General features: G+C 67.2%; 19 protein-coding genes, 2 tRNA genes and 1 other RNA gene. 7 read left to right on the top strand and 15 right to left on the bottom strand.

The features are described from left to right. Positions 1-37 precede the first annotated feature (37 nt). The 4 genes from C1930_RS05045 to dnaX form a co-directional block, all read right to left on the bottom strand. Positions 38-397 (bottom strand): histidine triad nucleotide-binding protein, encoded by a 360-nt coding sequence (locus C1930_RS05045; RefSeq protein WP_108748739.1) that lies wholly within the window; start codon positions 395-397, stop codon positions 38-40. Positions 398-463: 66 nt separating this feature from the next. After that, positions 464-1,063 (bottom strand): recombination mediator RecR, encoded by a 600-nt coding sequence (gene recR / locus C1930_RS05040; protein ID WP_108755542.1) that lies wholly within the window; start codon positions 1,061-1,063, stop codon positions 464-466. Between the two features lie 203 nt (positions 1,064-1,266). Beyond that, the gene (locus tag C1930_RS05035; RefSeq protein WP_019659509.1) at positions 1,267-1,587 is read right to left on the bottom strand and encodes a YbaB/EbfC family nucleoid-associated protein; all 321 of its coding nucleotides are present in this window, start codon (positions 1,585-1,587) and stop codon (positions 1,267-1,269) included. Between the two features lie 6 nt (positions 1,588-1,593). After that, positions 1,594-3,630 carry a DNA polymerase III subunit gamma/tau gene (gene dnaX / locus C1930_RS05030; protein WP_199912431.1) on the bottom strand — a complete coding sequence of 679 codons (2,037 nt, stop codon included), beginning with the start codon at positions 3,628-3,630 and terminating at the stop codon, positions 1,594-1,596. Positions 3,631-3,771: 141 nt separating this feature from the next. Here dnaX and C1930_RS05025 point away from each other — a divergent pair. The 3 genes from C1930_RS05025 (at position 3,772) to C1930_RS05015 (ending at position 5,869) form a co-directional block, all read left to right on the top strand. Continuing rightward, positions 3,772-3,864, top strand: a tRNA-Ser gene (locus C1930_RS05025). 605 nt (positions 3,865-4,469) lie between these two features. Next, the gene (locus C1930_RS05020; protein WP_159093555.1) at positions 4,470-4,811 is read left to right on the top strand and encodes a hypothetical protein; all 342 of its coding nucleotides are present in this window, start codon (positions 4,470-4,472) and stop codon (positions 4,809-4,811) included. Continuing rightward, positions 4,808-5,869, top strand: a complete 1,062-nt coding sequence (locus tag C1930_RS05015) for an OmpA family protein (protein ID WP_108771218.1) — start codon at positions 4,808-4,810, stop codon at positions 5,867-5,869. Before C1930_RS05020 ends, C1930_RS05015 begins: the two co-directional genes overlap by 4 nt. Positions 5,870-5,907: 38 nt before the next feature. Here the strand turns inward: C1930_RS05015 and C1930_RS05010 are convergent, their stop codons facing one another. Continuing rightward, a complete protein-coding gene (locus tag C1930_RS05010; RefSeq protein ID WP_108771217.1) occupies positions 5,908-6,714 on the bottom strand; it encodes an isocitrate lyase/phosphoenolpyruvate mutase family protein in 807 nt (268 codons plus the stop codon). A 144-nt stretch (positions 6,715-6,858) separates the two neighbouring features. Here C1930_RS05010 and C1930_RS05005 point away from each other — a divergent pair, with 144 nt between their 5' ends. Next, a complete protein-coding gene (locus C1930_RS05005; RefSeq protein WP_108771216.1) occupies positions 6,859-7,305 on the top strand; it encodes a hypothetical protein in 447 nt (148 codons plus the stop codon). Positions 7,306-7,332: 27 nt separating this feature from the next. On the opposite strand, the gene C1930_RS05000 is transcribed toward C1930_RS05005, so the two are convergent. Then, positions 7,333-7,743, bottom strand: coding sequence for a DUF3592 domain-containing protein (locus C1930_RS05000; RefSeq protein WP_108755537.1), 411 nt, complete (start codon positions 7,741-7,743; stop codon positions 7,333-7,335). 67 nt (positions 7,744-7,810) lie between these two features. Then, a complete protein-coding gene (locus C1930_RS04995) occupies positions 7,811-8,128 on the bottom strand; it encodes a multidrug efflux SMR transporter (protein ID WP_108752329.1) in 318 nt (105 codons plus the stop codon). 300 nt (positions 8,129-8,428) lie between these two features. On the opposite strand from C1930_RS04995, the gene ffs reads away from it, so the two are divergent. Further along, an RNA gene (ffs, locus tag C1930_RS04990) (signal recognition particle sRNA small type) lies at positions 8,429-8,525 on the top strand. Positions 8,526-8,645: 120 nt separating this feature from the next. On the opposite strand, the gene C1930_RS04985 is transcribed toward ffs, so the two are convergent. The 3 genes from C1930_RS04985 to C1930_RS04975 are packed head-to-tail and all read right to left on the bottom strand — an operon-like array spanning position 8,646 to position 10,548. Then, positions 8,646-9,035, bottom strand: coding sequence for a nuclear transport factor 2 family protein (locus tag C1930_RS04985; protein WP_108755536.1), 390 nt, complete (start codon positions 9,033-9,035; stop codon positions 8,646-8,648). Continuing rightward, on the bottom strand, positions 9,032-9,799 hold the full coding sequence (locus C1930_RS04980; RefSeq protein WP_108771215.1) for an MBL fold metallo-hydrolase: 768 nt from the start codon (positions 9,797-9,799) through the stop codon (positions 9,032-9,034). The genes C1930_RS04985 and C1930_RS04980 overlap by 4 nt, the downstream gene beginning before the upstream one ends. Further along, on the bottom strand, positions 9,799-10,548 hold the full coding sequence (locus tag C1930_RS04975; RefSeq protein WP_108748728.1) for a 3-deoxy-D-manno-octulosonic acid kinase: 750 nt from the start codon (positions 10,546-10,548) through the stop codon (positions 9,799-9,801). The genes C1930_RS04980 and C1930_RS04975 overlap by 1 nt, the downstream gene beginning before the upstream one ends. Before the next feature lie 20 nt (positions 10,549-10,568). On the opposite strand from C1930_RS04975, the gene C1930_RS04970 reads away from it, so the two are divergent. Then, entirely contained in the window at positions 10,569-11,615 is a 1,047-nt protein-coding gene (locus C1930_RS04970) for a glycosyltransferase family 9 protein (protein ID WP_108752326.1), read from the top strand. A 46-nt stretch (positions 11,616-11,661) separates the two neighbouring features. On the opposite strand, the gene C1930_RS04965 is transcribed toward C1930_RS04970, so the two are convergent. Both C1930_RS04965 and C1930_RS04960 read right to left on the bottom strand, forming a co-directional pair. After that, entirely contained in the window at positions 11,662-12,066 is a 405-nt protein-coding gene (locus C1930_RS04965) for a DUF6165 family protein (RefSeq protein WP_108755533.1), read from the bottom strand. Between the two features lie 206 nt (positions 12,067-12,272). Beyond that, positions 12,273-12,363 (bottom strand) — tRNA-Ser (locus C1930_RS04960). A 167-nt stretch (positions 12,364-12,530) separates the two neighbouring features. Here C1930_RS04960 and C1930_RS04955 point away from each other — a divergent pair. After that, positions 12,531-13,235 (top strand): protein phosphatase 2C domain-containing protein, encoded by a 705-nt coding sequence (locus tag C1930_RS04955; RefSeq protein WP_108752324.1) that lies wholly within the window; start codon positions 12,531-12,533, stop codon positions 13,233-13,235. A 193-nt stretch (positions 13,236-13,428) separates the two neighbouring features. On the opposite strand, the gene dnaQ is transcribed toward C1930_RS04955, so the two are convergent. Genes dnaQ through C1930_RS04940 form a run of 3 tightly spaced genes read right to left on the bottom strand, consistent with a single transcriptional unit; the run spans position 13,429 to position 15,271 of the window. Beyond that, on the bottom strand, positions 13,429-14,157 hold the full coding sequence (dnaQ, locus tag C1930_RS04950; protein WP_108771214.1) for a DNA polymerase III subunit epsilon: 729 nt from the start codon (positions 14,155-14,157) through the stop codon (positions 13,429-13,431). 4 nt (positions 14,158-14,161) lie between these two features. Then, a complete protein-coding gene (rnhA, locus tag C1930_RS04945; RefSeq protein WP_108748723.1) occupies positions 14,162-14,614 on the bottom strand; it encodes a ribonuclease HI in 453 nt (150 codons plus the stop codon). 12 nt (positions 14,615-14,626) lie between these two features. Beyond that, positions 14,627-15,271, bottom strand: coding sequence for a methyltransferase domain-containing protein (locus C1930_RS04940; RefSeq protein ID WP_108771213.1), 645 nt, complete (start codon positions 15,269-15,271; stop codon positions 14,627-14,629).

Genomic DNA, 15,271 nt, shown 5'->3' with positions numbered 1-15,271 from the left:
CGCGCCATCACCCTGGCCACGCGTGGATGCGGTGGCCTCAACGCCCCGGCGTACCGAAATGCCCCAGCGGCGCGCCGGCCAGCAGATGCATGTGGATATGGAACACGGTCTGCCCGGCATGCTCGCGGCAGTTCATCACGATGCGGTAGCCGTCCTCGGCCAAACCCTCGCTGCGCGCGTAGGCCGCGGCTGCCAGCGCCAGCTTGCCGATCAGGTGCGCCTGCGACGGCTGCAGGTCATCCAGCGTGGGAATGATCTCGTTCTTCGGAATGAACAGCACGTGCACCGGCGCCTGCGGTGCGATGTCCTTGAAGCCCAGCACCTCGTCGTCTTCGTAGACGATGGTGGCCGGGATCTCGCGGCGGATGATCTTGCTGAAGAGGGTTTCGCTGCTCATGGTCGGCCTCGGCGGGATATGCCCCGCATTGTAGGCCGGCGACAGCAGGCGTTGCCCGGCCGCGCGTCAGTCGCGGAATTCGCTGCGGGTGCCGAAGGCGTGCGACAGCGTGCCGCGATCGACATATTCCAGTTCGCCCCCCAACGGCAGGCCCTGGGCCAGGCGGCTGGGCCGGACCTGGCGGGCGCGCGCCAACTGCGCCAGGTAGTGCGCGGTCGCTTCGCCTTCCACGGTGGCACTGGTGGCGATGATCAGTTCCTGCACCTCGCCCTGGGCCAGGCGCTGCTCCAGCTGTTCCAGGCCCAGCTCGCGCGGGCCCACGCCATCAAGCGGTGACAAGCGCCCCTGCAGCACGAAGTAGACGCCGCGGAAGCCGGTGGCGTTTTCAATGGCCAGGCGGTCGGCCGGCGATTCCACCACGCACAACTGGCTGCGCTCGCGGCTGCCGTTGGCGCAGGTGGGGCACACCTCGCTCTCGCTGAAATCACGGCACTGCGCGCAATGGCCGATGCGCTCCACCGCCAACGCCAGGGTTTCGGCCAGGCGCTGGCCGCCCTCGCGCTCGCGTTCCAGCAGGTGGTAGGCCATGCGCTGGGCCGTCTTCTGGCCCACGCCCGGCAGCACCCGCAGCGCATCGATCAATTGTTCAAGCAGAGGTGCGGGCACGGCGGCAGGCTTTGTAGAGTCGAGCTTGCTCGACTGAAGGGCGTTGTAGAGTCGAGCTTGCTCGACTGAAGGGCGTTGTAGAGTCGAGCTTGCTCGACTGAAGGGTTCAGTAGAGTCGAGCCATGCTCGACTGATTCACGCATGCCGTCGAGCAAGCTCGACGCTACGGAAGGACCAGTCGAGCACGCTCGACGCTACGGGTATCAGAACGGCAGCTTCATGCCCGGCGGCAGCTGCATGCCGGCCGTGGCCGAGCCCATCTTCGACTTCGATTCGGCGTCGATCTTGTTGGACGCGTCGTTGAAGGCAGCCGCGATCAGGTCTTCCAGCATTTCCGGATCGCTGGTCAGCGACGGGTCGATGCGCACCTTGCGGCATTCCTTCGCACCGGTAAGGGTGACGCTGACCATGCCGCCACCGGCGCTGCCGGTCACTTCGATCCTGGCGATTTCTTCCTGGGCCTTCTGCAGGTTTTCCTGCATCTTCTGGGCCTGCTGCATCAGTTGGGCGATGTTCCCGCGCATGTCGTCTTACTCGTCAAAAGTACGGATGGAATCGGAAACGACCCGGGCGCCATGCTGCTGGATCAGCAGCTGGACTTCCGGATCGTCCATGAAGGTGGCCTCGGCGGCCTGCTGGCGCTCGCCACGCTGGCGGTCGGCACGCTGGTGCAGGGTCTCGGCCGGTACGTGTTCGGTTTCCACGGTCTCGACCACGATCCGCAGCGCCTGCCCCAGGGCCTTTTCCAGCACCTCGCCCAGCGCCGCCAGCGCGCGCTCGGAGCGCAGGTATTCAAATCCGGGCGAAAGCCCCAGTTTCAAGGTGCCCTGCTGGCAACTGATGAAGGCGGCGTTGGCGGCCAACTGGCGCGACGGGCCGTTCAGGCCGCTGCCGGCCACCAGATCCAGCCAGTCCTCGGCACTGGCCAGTTCGCTCACCGCTTCCTGCGGGCCACGGTCGGCGGCCGCCGGTGCGGGCGCAATGGCAATGCCTTCCGGCTGGAACGAGCGCTCTTCGGCAACCTCGGCGGGCTGTGCCGGTGCCGGCGGTTCGTGCCAGGGGGCGACCATGGCCGCCTCCGGGGTGGCATGCACGCCGGCCAGCGACGCATCACGGGCGTGGGCGGCCTCGGCCTCCTCGGTGGCCCACGGCGGCAGATCGTCGCTCGCTTGGGCCGGCGGCGCAGCAACCTCGGCCCTCACCGGTGTGGGGGTTTCAGGTTCTTCTACCGGCACCGGTTCAGGTTCCGGGGTGGGTTCCGGTTCCGGTTCCGGTTCAGGCTCCGGTTCGCGCGGCGGCGGCTCGGGCTGCGGCGACGGGGTATGCGCTGCGGCGCTCACCTGCTCTGACGCCGCCGGGGCCTGGGCCGAGGCAGCGGCAGCCGGAGCGGCCTCCTGGCTGCCACCGGGACCACCGCCGTTGGGCGCGTTGCCGCCCGGGGCAGCACCTGCGGCCGGGTCGACCGCACGCGGGACCGGCGGCACCGCGGCCGCCGGGCGGAAGGCCAGCATGCGCAGCACGGCCATTTCGAAGCCTGCGCGCGGGCTCGGCGCCAGCGGCAGGTCGCGGCGGCCATTGAGCGCCATCTGGTACCACAGCTGCACCACTTCCGGGCGCAGACGGGCAGCAAAGGCAGCCACGTCCAGACCTTCGGCGGCGGCAGCCGCACCCGGTACCAGCTGCTGCACCTGGATACGGTGCAGGCCCTCGGCCAGCGCTTCCAGCACGCCGCTCCAGTCGGGCGAGAACTCGGCCAGCGCCGCCACTACCTGCAGCAGGCGCGCGCCCTCGCCGTCGGCCAGGGCATCCAGCATGGCCGCCACCTGGGTGCGGTCCACGGTGCCCAGCATGGTGCGCACCACGTCGTCGCGCAGGGCACCACCGGCATAGGCAATGGCCTGGTCGAGCAGTGACAGGCCGTCACGCAGGCTGCCATCGGCGGCCTTGGACAGCTGCACGATGGCGCTGGGGTCGGACTCGATCTCCTCGGCGGCCAGGATGCGGGTCATCTGGCCCTGGATCTGGTCCTCGTCCAGCCGCTTCAGGTTGAACTGCAGGCAGCGGCTGAGCACGGTGACCGGCAGCTTCTGCGGGTCGGTGGTGGCCAGCAGGAACTTCACATGCTCCGGCGGCTCTTCCAGCGTTTTCAGCAGCGCGTTGAACGCCGCCTTGGACAGCATGTGCACTTCGTCGATCAGGTAGACCTTGTACTTGCCGCGCGAGGGCATGTACTGGGCGTTCTCGATCACCTCGCGCACGTCATCCACGCCGGTGTTGGACGCGGCGTCGATTTCCAGCAGGTCGATGTAGCGGCCGGCGTCGATGTCCAGGCAGGCTGCGCACTGGCCACAGGGGTCGGCGCTGGTGCCCTGCTCGCAGTTCAGCGACTTGGCGAAGATACGCGCGATGGTGGTCTTGCCCACGCCGCGGGTACCGGTGAACAGGAACGCATGGTGGACCCGGCCACTGTCCAGCGCATTGCTGAGCGCACGGACCACGTGTTCCTGGCCCACCAGCTCGGCAAAACGCTTCGGACGCCACTTGCGGGCAAGCACGAGATAGGACATCAGGCCACCGTCTTCCATCGGATGTTCCATTGTGCCATGCCTGTCCAGCCCCCTCCCCCTGAAACACGGTGCTTGTGTCCGGGCGCGGCGCCCGCTAGAATCTGCGCCCCTGCTGAGGCGTTTGCCGATGGCAGGGAATCCGGAGAGGTGTCCGAGTGGTTGAAGGAGCACGCCTGGAAAGTGTGTAAGCGTCTAAACCGCGCTTCGGGGGTTCGAATCCCCCTCTCTCCGCCAGACAAACGCAGAAGGGCCGCCCACAGGGTGGCCCTTCTGCGTTTGTCTGGCGGACGGGATGGCGGGTGAGAAGCCCCGCGGGGGTTCGACGGTTCTGCAGGAGCAGAACCGGACAGCCGCAGGCTGGTCCCGATGTGCAACGCGCATCGGGATCGGGTGCAGGGATGCACCCGACAATCCCCCTCTCTCCGCCAGATAAATGAAAAAGGCTGCCCTCTGGGCAGCCTTTTTCATTTATCTGGCGCGGGAAGCGAAGTGCGCTGCGCGCGCTTCGCCCCATGCGTTGCTACGCAACGAATGGGCCCCTCCCTTTGCCTGCCTCTCCCCGCCCCTGTCGGGGCAGCCCCTCAACAGAGGGGCTTGCTCGCCCAGACAGATCCGTAGGTCCACGCCATGCGTGGAGCAGACGTCCTTGGCACTACTCTCAAGGGCCGCCGGGTTGGCCAGGCGCAGCCCCTTGCGGCTGTTCGTCATCCTTACGCTGTTCACCTTGGGGCCGCCCACAGGGCCGCCCGATGCAGCGCCATCCTGCCTGGCATTGCCTGTTGCTATGCTCGCAGCACAGGGATTGATGCCCGCTACCGGGCCCGATGAGGACCATCAACATGCGCTATTCCATGACGAAGCTAGTGATCACCACTGCCTTGCTGATCGGCAGCGTTCCCGTACTCGCACAGGACGGCGCTGCGGCACGATACGGAGCGGTGGGAGGCACGCATACGGGCAATGCGCTGGCGTGCGGCGCAACAGCCGAACAGACCGCAACGCTGCGCGCACGGCACAAGGCCCAGGTGAAAACCATCTTTGGCACAGAGACAGACTTCGACCAGGCCTATGACGCTGCCGAAGCACGGGAGCGGGAAAAAATCACCGCTGCCTGGAAGAAAGGCCAGTACAAACCGACCGGCGACGTCTGCAACGAACTGATGAGGCAGGTGCGCTCATGAACCTGACGTTCGGATCGAACCTGTCCGCAGTACGTGTGAGCCTGTTGGCCGCAAGCCTGATACTGACATTGGGCGCCTGCAAGGGCTCCGCCGAAACGCCTGCAGAAGGCGTCGCCTCACCGGCCGCCCAGACCAGCACCAGCGCCAGCGCGGAATCCTCCGCGCAGTCTGCGGCGACTGCGGATGAAAATCAGAAGGCCCGCCCGTTCGCCGTCGCCGACCTGCCGGTATCCCAGGCGCCGCTGGGCAGCTTCCCCTACGTCGGGCTGCCGCAGGGCTACGCCCGTCAGGATGTGGTGGACAGTCCATTTGATCGCGTGCCGTTCTGGACCGGTGATCGCGTGGAGTGGATCGAAGGCAAGGTCCATTCGTCGGTCCTGCAGAGCAACAGCGACCGCCCTTATTCGCAACTTGAGCTCAGTCGCAATGTGCAGAGCCTGGTAGAGGCACTGGGTGGCAAACGCATTTTCTCCGGCACCCTTCCCGCCGATGCATCGGGTGATATCGGCAGCAGCAAGGCCGGGGTCCAGTATGTCGGCGGCATCGGCGATATCTACAATGAGCCGGCAGAAACCTACGTCATCCATCATGATGATCGGGATATCTGGATTCACCTGGGCTCCAGTGGAAATTCCGGCGCACTGCTCGTCGCGGAAACGAAACCGGTACAGATAACGGCCAAGGTCATTGAAGCCGACACCCTGAAACAGGCGCTGGAAAGCAGTGGGAAAGTGTCGATCCAGGTGAACTTCGCCACCGACGCCGCCGAGATCCTGCCGGACTCGGAGCCGCAGATCCAGCAGGTCACCCAGCTGCTGAAAGTCGATCAAGATCTCCAGCTTTCGGTGGAGGGACACACCGACGACAGCGGTAGTGCTGCGCACAACCAGACACTCTCGCAGGCGCGCGCAGAGTCGGTGCGCAATCGCCTTGTCGGCGCCGGAATCGCAGCCGATCGACTGGCGGCCAAGGGCCTGGGCCAGAGCCAACCGCTTGCGGAAAATTCAACCGAGGACGGACGTCGTACGAATCGACGCGTGGAGCTGGTCAAGCGCTGAGATCGCATGACATGGGTGGGGCGGAAGCCCCACCCTTGTCAGCCCACCCCACCAGCCACCGCAAAGCGCCGATCCACCTCGCCGTATGACGCTCCATCCGCATCCACCAGCACCCCACTCTGCAGCAGCGTGCGCGTTGCCGCTGCCGTAGCCGCCCAGGCCTGCAGGAACAGCGCCGGCCCGGCGCTCAAGCGGCGTACGCCGGCCTGGCGCAAGTGGTCGGCCGGCGCCATGCCGGGCAACGCCATCAGGTTCAGTGGCAGCGCCACCTGTGCAGCGACGTCCGCAACCTCGGCCAGCGCCTGCAATCCAGGAACAAATCCCCCATCCGCACCGGCCTGCGCACAGGCCTGCAGGCGCTGCACGCTCAGCGCCACGGCCTGTGCGCCCTCGGCGAAGCCGCGCAGATACACATCGGTCCGCGCGTTGATGAACAACGGACGTCCCGCCAGCGCGCAGCGCACCGCCGCGATCTTCGCCGCCAATAATTCGCCGCTGCCCTCGCCATCCTCGATGTTGATGCCCACCACGCCCAGATCAGCCAAGCGCAGCACGCGCGCGCTCACCTGCTGCGGATCGTCGCTGTAGCCGTTTTCGATATCCACGGTTAGCGGCAGCGTCGTCACCCGCAGGATCTGCCGCACGCGCTCAAGCAGCGCGTCCTCCGGCAGCACGCACGCATCGGCGTGGCCGCAGGACCACGCCATGGCCGCACTGGAAGTGCCCAGTGCCTGCGCACCGCAATCCTCAGCCAGGCGCGCACTGCCTGCGTCCCACACGGTGGGCAGCACCAGCAGGTCAGCGCCGCGGTGCAGGCTTACAAAACGATGATGACGATCGATCATGGGAACTCCGTGTCTGCGAGGCGCGCAGTCTGCGGGCACGCGCGGCCGGCTGCTCGCCATGTTCGGACACCAATACCTGCGGCGATCACTTGAGTCGCCCCGGGCAGACGCGGTTCAATGCCGCTCCCCTGCAAGGACGCCACCATGAGCCAACGCCCCGAACGGATCGCCATCGACCCGGATGACCATTACGCCGACTGCATCGGCCGCACGGAAGATGGACGGCAGTTCATCCTGACCACACCGTTCGAACCGGCCACGCGCCGCCAGCCTGGCTGCGAATACATCGCGCTGTACCTGTTCGACGCCGACGGCGCCCTGCTGGATGCGCAGATCGATTCGCTGGGCCCGCGCGACCAGGTGGATGCACAACAGCACCGCGCGATCCGTCAGGCGCGCCTGCACGCCCTGGGTGCCATCGAGCATCGGCGCGTACAGGTTGCACCGTTCGCGGTGGAGCAGTTCGGCACGACCTTCGGCCTGGTCGCACGCGCACCGGAGGACGAGGACGATCTGTGGGCAGTGGAAATGCAGCCCGGCAACTACATGGCGTTCTTCGAACCCTGGGACAGCGGCGTGTATGACACCTGAGCTGCGCGCCGCCACGCACAACCCACTCTAACGACGCGGCAGCACCCGCCCCAACCCGGCGAACACGAACACCGCACCGATCAGGCCAATCAGTACGGTCACGCCCCACAACGCAGCGGGCGTGTCCACCACCGGATCACGCGCCGGCGCCTCGGGCAGGTACAGCACGCGCACCGGCTGTCCCGGCGCATAGCCGAAGATCAGCCCGTTCTGGGCGTACGACACGCGCTGCCCTGCCGGCGTCTGGAACACCACCTGCGGGTGCGAGCCGCCGGCATTGAGATGGTCCACCCAGCCCTGGACCGGCTGTGCCCGGTCCAGGAACTGCAGGCGATCGGCCAGGGTCCAGCCGGCAATGGCCAGCATTGCCATGCCCATCAGGGTAAACAACAGCCCTTTGGCCACGCGGTCAGCGCGGGGTGTGCTTGCAGAGGTCATTGCGGCGTTGCGTCCTTGCGTCGGCCCGCGGCACAGGCACGGTTGGGCCGCAAAGTGTAGCGACCTGTCAGCTGCTGGACAGCTTCATCAGCACCAGCCCGCTGACGATCAGCACCGCCGCGCCGATGCGCATCGCACTGAGCTGCTCGCCCAGGAACACGATGCCCACCACGAACGCACCCACCGCGCCGATGCCGGTCCAGATGGTGTAAGCGGTGCCCAGCGGCAGGTTGCGCATGGCCAGGGCCAGCAGCCAGAAGCTGGCGATCATGCCGACCACGGTGATGATGGACGGAACGGGCTTGCTGAAGCCCTCGGATTGCTTCATCGCAACGGCCCAGACGATTTCCAGCAGGCCAGCGAACAACAATTGGATCCAGGCCATGACGGCCCTCCTTTTGGCAGGGCCAGGCCGTCCTGGTCATTCATTCCCGATGTGGGGGAGGCCGTTCCTCCTGTCGGGCATTCTAGCAACGCGGCTGCGCCGGGGCCGCTGCAGGTGGTGCCGGGTTACAGCCGATTCAGTGCGCGGCGCTGGCACAAGCGGCCGCGCCTGCGCTAGAATGCGCGCCTGCCATCGGCCCAGTCGATGTGCAGTCCGGCTGTGGTCTTCGGCGCGCTGCGCGCCGCTTCCCCTGTTCCGTGAACCGGCCGCCCTTGGGCGGCCAACGTCTCTATGGTGGCCCCGTCGGCCCCTCGCGACGCTAGGTCGAAAATCCCGCCAGGGCCGGAAGGCAGCAACGGTATCGATCGACGCGGGCGCCGAGGTCAGCCGGCGGGGCCACCGCCTTTTCAGGCCGCGCCTCGTTCCCCGTAGATGCCAAGCTCGGCTTGCGCCCTTCGCCCCTCGCCCTGGTAGCTACCAACCTTGGTTGGCGCCCTTCGCCGGGCATGGCCCGGCGCTACCCCGCCTCCGGCGTGCCCTGATGGAACACCACCCTCCATCCCTGCGCATGCCGGCGCCACAGCGAACTGCGCAGCACCCAGCGCTGCGGCTGGCCATCCACGTGGTAGCGGCTGCGGTAACGCACCTGGGCCAGCTCGGGCGTCAGCAGCGCAACCGCGTACTGCTCCGATTCGATCTGCACCTGCGCCCGTTCCAGCGGAATCTCGGCCAGCGCTGCCGCACGGCCGTAGCTCTGGCCTGAACTGCCGATCTCGCTGAAATCCTCATCCAGCAGTTCCGCCAGCCGCGCGCGGTCACCGCGCACGTGCGGGGTGTGCAGCGCGCGTTCCAGTTGTTCCAGTTCGGCCGCCAGCGCCACGTCGGCAGGTTGGCCGCAGATGTTCACGGCGGGTCCTGCGCCAGCACGTTCGGCGCGGTGGGCGCTGCCAGTGCCACGCACTGCCCGGGCTGGGCCACGCGATGCCCGCGCGCCGCCAGGGCCTGACCATCGGCCGCGCTGGCGTAGTGATAGAGCATCATCCGCGCCTGCAGTTCGGCGCTGTACTCACGTTCCAGATCGTCCACGCCGGTGTGCGACGGGTTGCCGTGCAAGCCGCAGTCGTGGGCGATCAGTTCGTTGTCGTTGGCAAAGCGCGCCAGCATTTCCGGAATCGGCCGGGTATCGCCACTCCACACCAGCGCCCCCTGCAGGCGCAGGCCATAGGCGGTTTCCGGCCAGTGGTGGCGTACGGGGAAGACTTCCAGGCGCACGCCTTCATGCCAGAACGCATCGCCCACCACGATCAGCTGGAAGGCATCCCAGAAATTGGCGCCGCCTTCGGCCAGCACGTTCGGGTAATCACCGATGCGCTTGTGCAGCAGCGGCACCACCGTGGCCGGCACGTACAGGCGCACCTTGCCGCGCCGCTGCGCACTGAAGAAGGTATCCACGAACAGGCGCTCGAAGCCGGCCACGTGGTCCAGGTGCACATGGGTGACGAACAGCGCCTGCGGCAGGTGCCCGTAGTGCGCCTTGAACGCGGTCAGCCCCTCGCCGCCACAATCGATGGTCAGCCACGGGCGGCCATCGCATTCGATCACCGACATGGGCGAACCCAGCTCGACCGCCGACGCATTGCCGACGCCAAGGAAACGCAACGACCAGCCCATCAGGTGCCCCGGTTCCAGGCCATGTCGTAGGCACGGCGCAGCCGCGCGTAATCCTTCTGCACGTCTTCCACGCTGCGCTCGCCGCGCAGCTTCAGCAGCGAACGCAGCAGGCGCTTCAGGTTGCGCTCGCGCCAGGCGGTGGCAGGAATACGGATGACCCCACGGTCGAAATCGATCAGCCAGCCATGGCCGTTGCCATCGAACAGGATGTTGTGTGCGTTGAGGTCGGCATGGTCCAGCCCGGCGCGGTGGAAGCGCGCGATCAGACGGCCGGCCTCTTCCCAGGGGGCACCGCGGCCGGCCACCAGTGCGCGGTCGGCCAGCGAGCGCACGCCCTCGATGCGCTCCATCAGGATGGCCGCGCGGTAGCGCAGGCCCTCGCGCATGTAGAAGGCGGCGATCGGCCGGGGCACCGGCAGCTTCTGCGCTCGCAGCGCGCGCATCAGCCGGAATTCGGCAAAGCTGCGGGTCCGGTCCGAGCCGCGCCAGATGTACTGGTCGTGGCTGAGCTTGGCTGCCAGGCCGCCGCGCAGGTAGTGGCGCAGCACCCCGGGACCGAAGGAGGCATCGACGAACCAGGCGCTGCCGCGGCCGCCTTCGCCCACCGGCCGGGCCTTGTTTCCCCAGTACTGGGGCGAGAACAGACCCGCCTCGGCTTGCCGCAGCCGCTCGCGGTCGAACAGAATGGCCCCGATGCCGCGACCCTCGCGGCATGGCGTCAGCGCTTCATTGGCGTCAAATGCGACCATTCCTTTGAGTCTAACAACACATGGCATCAGCGTCCTCATCCTTGTGCCTCCTTCGCCTGTCTGCCCTGGGCGATGTCACCCATGTCGTGCCGCTGGTGCGTACCCTGCAGGCTGCGCGCCCGGATACGCCGATCCACTGGATCATCGACAAGGTCGGCCACAAGCTGCTGGACGGCCTGCCCGGCGTGGTCTTCCATGCCTATGACAAGAAGACCGGCATGGCCGGGGTGAAGGCACTGCGCCATCAGCTGCCCCCCGGGCGCTTCGAGGCACTGCTGCAGATGCAGGTAGCCTTCCGCGCGAACCTGCTGTCGGCCTTCATTCCGGCCGAGCGCCGCATCGGCTACGACCGCAGCCGCTCCAAGGATCTGCACGGGCTGTTCATCAACGAACGCATTCCCGACCGCCCCGGCATCCATGTGCTGGATGCCATCGGCAGCTTCTGCGAGCCGCTGGGCCTGCGCCAGGACACGGTCAGCTGGGACCTGGCCGTACCGCCGGCCGCCTTTGAGTGGGCCGCGGCGCAATGGGAGGACGATGGCCGCCCGGTGCTGATGATCTCGCCGTGTTCCAGCCACGTGCGCCGCAACTGGTACGCCGACCGCTACGCCGCCGTGGCCACCCATGCCCAGGCCCGTGGCTGGCGCGTGGTGCTGTGCGGCGGCCGCAGTGAACTGGAACGCAGCATGGCCGATGCCATCCAGGCCCAGCTGGAGACCCCGGCGCTGGATCTGGTGGGCAGGGACACGCTGAAGCAGCTGCCGGCGCTGCTGGCCCGCGCCGACCTGGTGATGACCCCCGATTCGGGACCAATGCACATCGCCAACGCCATGGGCAGCAAGGTGCTGGGCCTGCATGCGGCCAGCAACCCGCACCGCAGCGGCCCGTATTCGGACCGCCGCTACTGCGTGGACCGCTACGACGATGCCGCGCGCAAATACCTGGGCAAGCAGGCGGTCGACCTGAAGTGGGGCACCAAGATCGAGTTCGACGATGTGATGGAACTGATCACGGTCGAGGACGGCATTGCCGCCTTCGAGCGCTACGTGGCCGACCATCGGGGTTGATCGACGGGCCGGTGGGCCCATCCACGCATGGCGTGGATCTACGGGATTACGCGCGGGGCGCGTAATCCTGGTACGACTTCTCTTCCACGTACACCGAGCCCAGCGCCAGGTTGATCGCCTTCTTGATGCGCGCGCGCTCGTCATTGCGCAGGTAGACACTGCGCGCCAGGTCGATGAAGCCCTGGTCGAAGGACTGCGCCTTTTCCTTCAGGCGGATATCGTCCTCGATGTCCCACAGCTGCTCGTTCACCGCCTTCAGCTCGGCACGCAACTTGGCGATGTCCTTCACCGCGGCCGGATGGCCCATCCAGGTGGCATCCAGCGCCGACAGCTCGCGGCGCACATTGGCCAGCTTGCCTTCGTCGCTGATCCGCTCGGACTTGATCTGCAGGATCGAGATCTTGTCCAGCAGCTCGCCGAAGGACACAGGCACAAGGATTTCAGCGGTCATGGCATCGCTCCAGCAGGTAATGGCACATGGTAACCCGCAACGATCACGCTGTTCCCGCGTGTCAGCAACCCGATGTCGCATCGGGTGGAATAAGCCCCTCTGTTGAGGGCCTGCCCCGGCAGGGGCGAAGCGCGTGCAGCGCACTTCGCATCCCGCGCCAGATTAAAAAAAACGGGCTGCCCTAAGGCAGCCCGTTTTTTTTAATCTGGCGGAGAGGGGGGGATTCGAACCCCCGAGGCGCTATAAACGCCTGCCTGATTTCGAGTCAGGTACATTCAACCGCTCTGCCACCTCTCCAGATGGTCCCCGGCGAACCGGGGACGCGAATAATACGAGGAAGCGCGGCAGACCACAAGCCATTGCCGCACATCCGATGAAATATTTCTGACTGCATGCCTTGCCGGATGTCCGCTTGGCCGTGATGATGCCGTTCTCCCCGGCATCACCCTTCCCCAGCCCCCACCATGATCGAATTCGGACACCTCACCCACCCCGGCCTGCGCCGGGAGCTCAACGAAGACACCTATTACGGTGATGGCGAGCTGTCGCTGTGGCTGGTGGCCGACGGCATGGGCGGGCATGCCTGCGGCGAGGTGGCCAGCGCGCTGGCGCGCGAGACCATCGTGCGCGAAATCCGCCGCGGTGCGCCGCTGGCCCAGGCCATCCGCACCGCCGACGAGGAGATCATCCGCGCCTCGCGCCGCCGCAACGACACCCTGCCGATGGGTACCACGGTGGTTGCCGCGCGCGTGCAGGGCAACCGCTATGAGGTGGCCTGGGTGGGCGACAGCCGGGCCTACCTGTGGCGCGACGGGCAGCTGGCCCAGCTCAGCCAGGACCACAGCGTGGTGCAGGAACTGGTGGCGCAGGGCAACCTGACCGCCGAACAGGCCCGCGCCCACCCGCACCGCAACGTGGTGACCCAGGCGCTGGGCGTGACCGACCCGACCCACCTGAACGTGGCCACCACCAGTGGTGAACTGCGCCCGGGCATGCAGCTGCTGCTGTGCAGCGACGGCCTGACCGAGGAAGTGGACGACCGCGGAATTGCCCGCACCCTGGCCTACGACGACGCCAGCGCCCAGGAATGCGTGGACACCCTGGTCGCCGCCGCCCTCGACGGCGGCGGTTCGGACAACATCACCGTAATCCTGGTGCGCTGCCACTGATAGCCACGCGTGGCGTGGCTCTACTGTAGATCCAGGCCATGCGTGGATACGATGAGAGTAGATCCACGCCATGCGTGGATACGATGAGAGTAGATCCACGCCATGCGTGGATAAGACGAGAGTAGATCCACGCCATGCGTGGATACGGTGGTAGCGCCGGGCCATGCCCGGCGGCCACCACCACCCCCACCGCCTACGCGCTCGCCGCTTCTTCCACTTTCGGGCCATCCCACAACGCGTGGCCGGCCTTCTTGCGCAGGCGCTCCAGGCGGGCGGCATGGGCTTCCTGCTCGGACGGCGTGGCCACCACGCGCGGGCGCGGCAGCAGCGCACTGGTGTCGAACGCCTGCAGCGCCGCCCCTGCCCCGCCGCCCTCGTCGTCCAGACCGAAGCCGATCTCTTCCTGGCCCGAGGTCAGCGCGATGTACACATCGCCCAGGATCTGCGCATCGAGCAGCGCGCCGTGCAGCGCGCGGTGCGAGTTGTCCACGCCCAGGCGCTTGCACAGGGCATCGAGCGAGTTGCGCTGGCCCGGGAAGCGCTCGCGCGCCAGCGCCAGCGTATCGACCACGGTGCAGTGGTCGGTGATCCTGCCGTACTCCGGCCCCAGCAGCGACAGTTCGTTGTCCAGGAAGCCCAGATCGAACGCCGCATTGTGGATGATCAGTTCGGCGCCCTTGATGAAGGCCAGGAACTCATCGGCCACCTCGGCGAAGGCGGGCTTGTCATCCAGGAACTCCAGGGTCAGCCCGGTCACTTCCTGCGCGCCCTGCTCGAAATCGCAGTCGGGCTTCAGGTACTGGTGGTAGTTGTTGCCGGACGGGCGGCGCTTGAACAGCTCCACGCAGCCGATTTCGACGACGCGGTTGCCCTTCTTCCACTCCAGGCCGGTGGTTTCGGTATCGAGAATGATCTGACGCATGGGCTCAGTTTACCGGGCTGCCGTCGCGGATCTGGGTCGCGGCATTGCGCGCCAGGGTATCCACGCGCTCGTTGTCGGGGTCACCGGAATGGCCCTTCACCCAGCGCCAGTCGATCTGGTGGCGCAGCGTGGCCGCATGCAGGCGCTCCCACAGCTCGCGGTTCTTCACCGGGTCGCCGCCAGCCGTCTTCCAGTTCTTGCGGATCCAGCCCGCCATCCACTGGGTCAGGCCCTGGCGCACGTACTGCGAATCGGTGAACAGCACGATGTTGCACGGCTCGGTCAGCGTTTCCAGTGCACAGATGGCCGCCATCAGCTCCATCCGGTTGTTGGTGGTGTGCGCTTCGCCGCCACTGAGTTCACGTTCGTGCCCCTTGTAGCGCAGCAGCGCGGCCCAGCCGCCGGGACCGGGGTTGCCCAGGCAGGAACCGTCGGTGTGGATTTCAATGGTTTTCAATACAACTCCAGATCAGGTGGCTACGGTGCCGTGCCAGCGCACCGGCAGCGGGGTTGGCCCTGGCAGGGCCAGCGTACGTTTTTGGGCATGGAACAGGCAGGCCGCCCGCAGCGGCGCCCAGCCGGGGCGCGCGCGGCTGCCCGGGCCCTGCCACAGCGGCCCCAGGTAGCGTGTCTGCGCACAGTCCAGCCCGTGCCGGTCCAGCAGCTGGCGCAGGCGTTGCGGGGTGCGCACCACCAGGCCGTGCTGGCGCCAGCGCGCCCGGTAGGGGCTGAACGGGTTGAGGCTGGTCAGCCACAGGTGCCCGCCGGGCATCAGCACCCGCTCACATTCGTCCAGCAGGGCATCGGCGTCAGCGGCGGTCACGTGCTGCAGCACGATCGCGTTCACGCTCTCGTTGGCCAGCGGCAACGGCAGCGCGCAGCGGGTATCACCGGCGTAGCCCTGGCCGGTGCGGTACAGGCGCAGGCCACGCCCGGCGGCCTGCGCGTCCTGCAGCCAGGCCGGGCTGGGCGCGATCCACAACCAGGGTTGCACCGGCAGCGCGGCCAGCTGCGGCAGCAGCAGCTGCCGTTCCAGCACGCGCAGCGGCTGCGCCGGCTCGCTGTCGAACCAGGGCACCAGGCTCGCTTGACGGTGGCTCTGCAGCAGGGGCAT

The organism is Stenotrophomonas sp. SAU14A_NAIMI4_8, from assembly GCF_003086695.1.
Classification (GTDB): Bacteria; Pseudomonadota; Gammaproteobacteria; order Xanthomonadales; family Xanthomonadaceae; genus Stenotrophomonas.
Note: the sequence above shows the minus strand (reverse complement) of the source record. Positions and strands in the feature narration are given on the sequence as shown.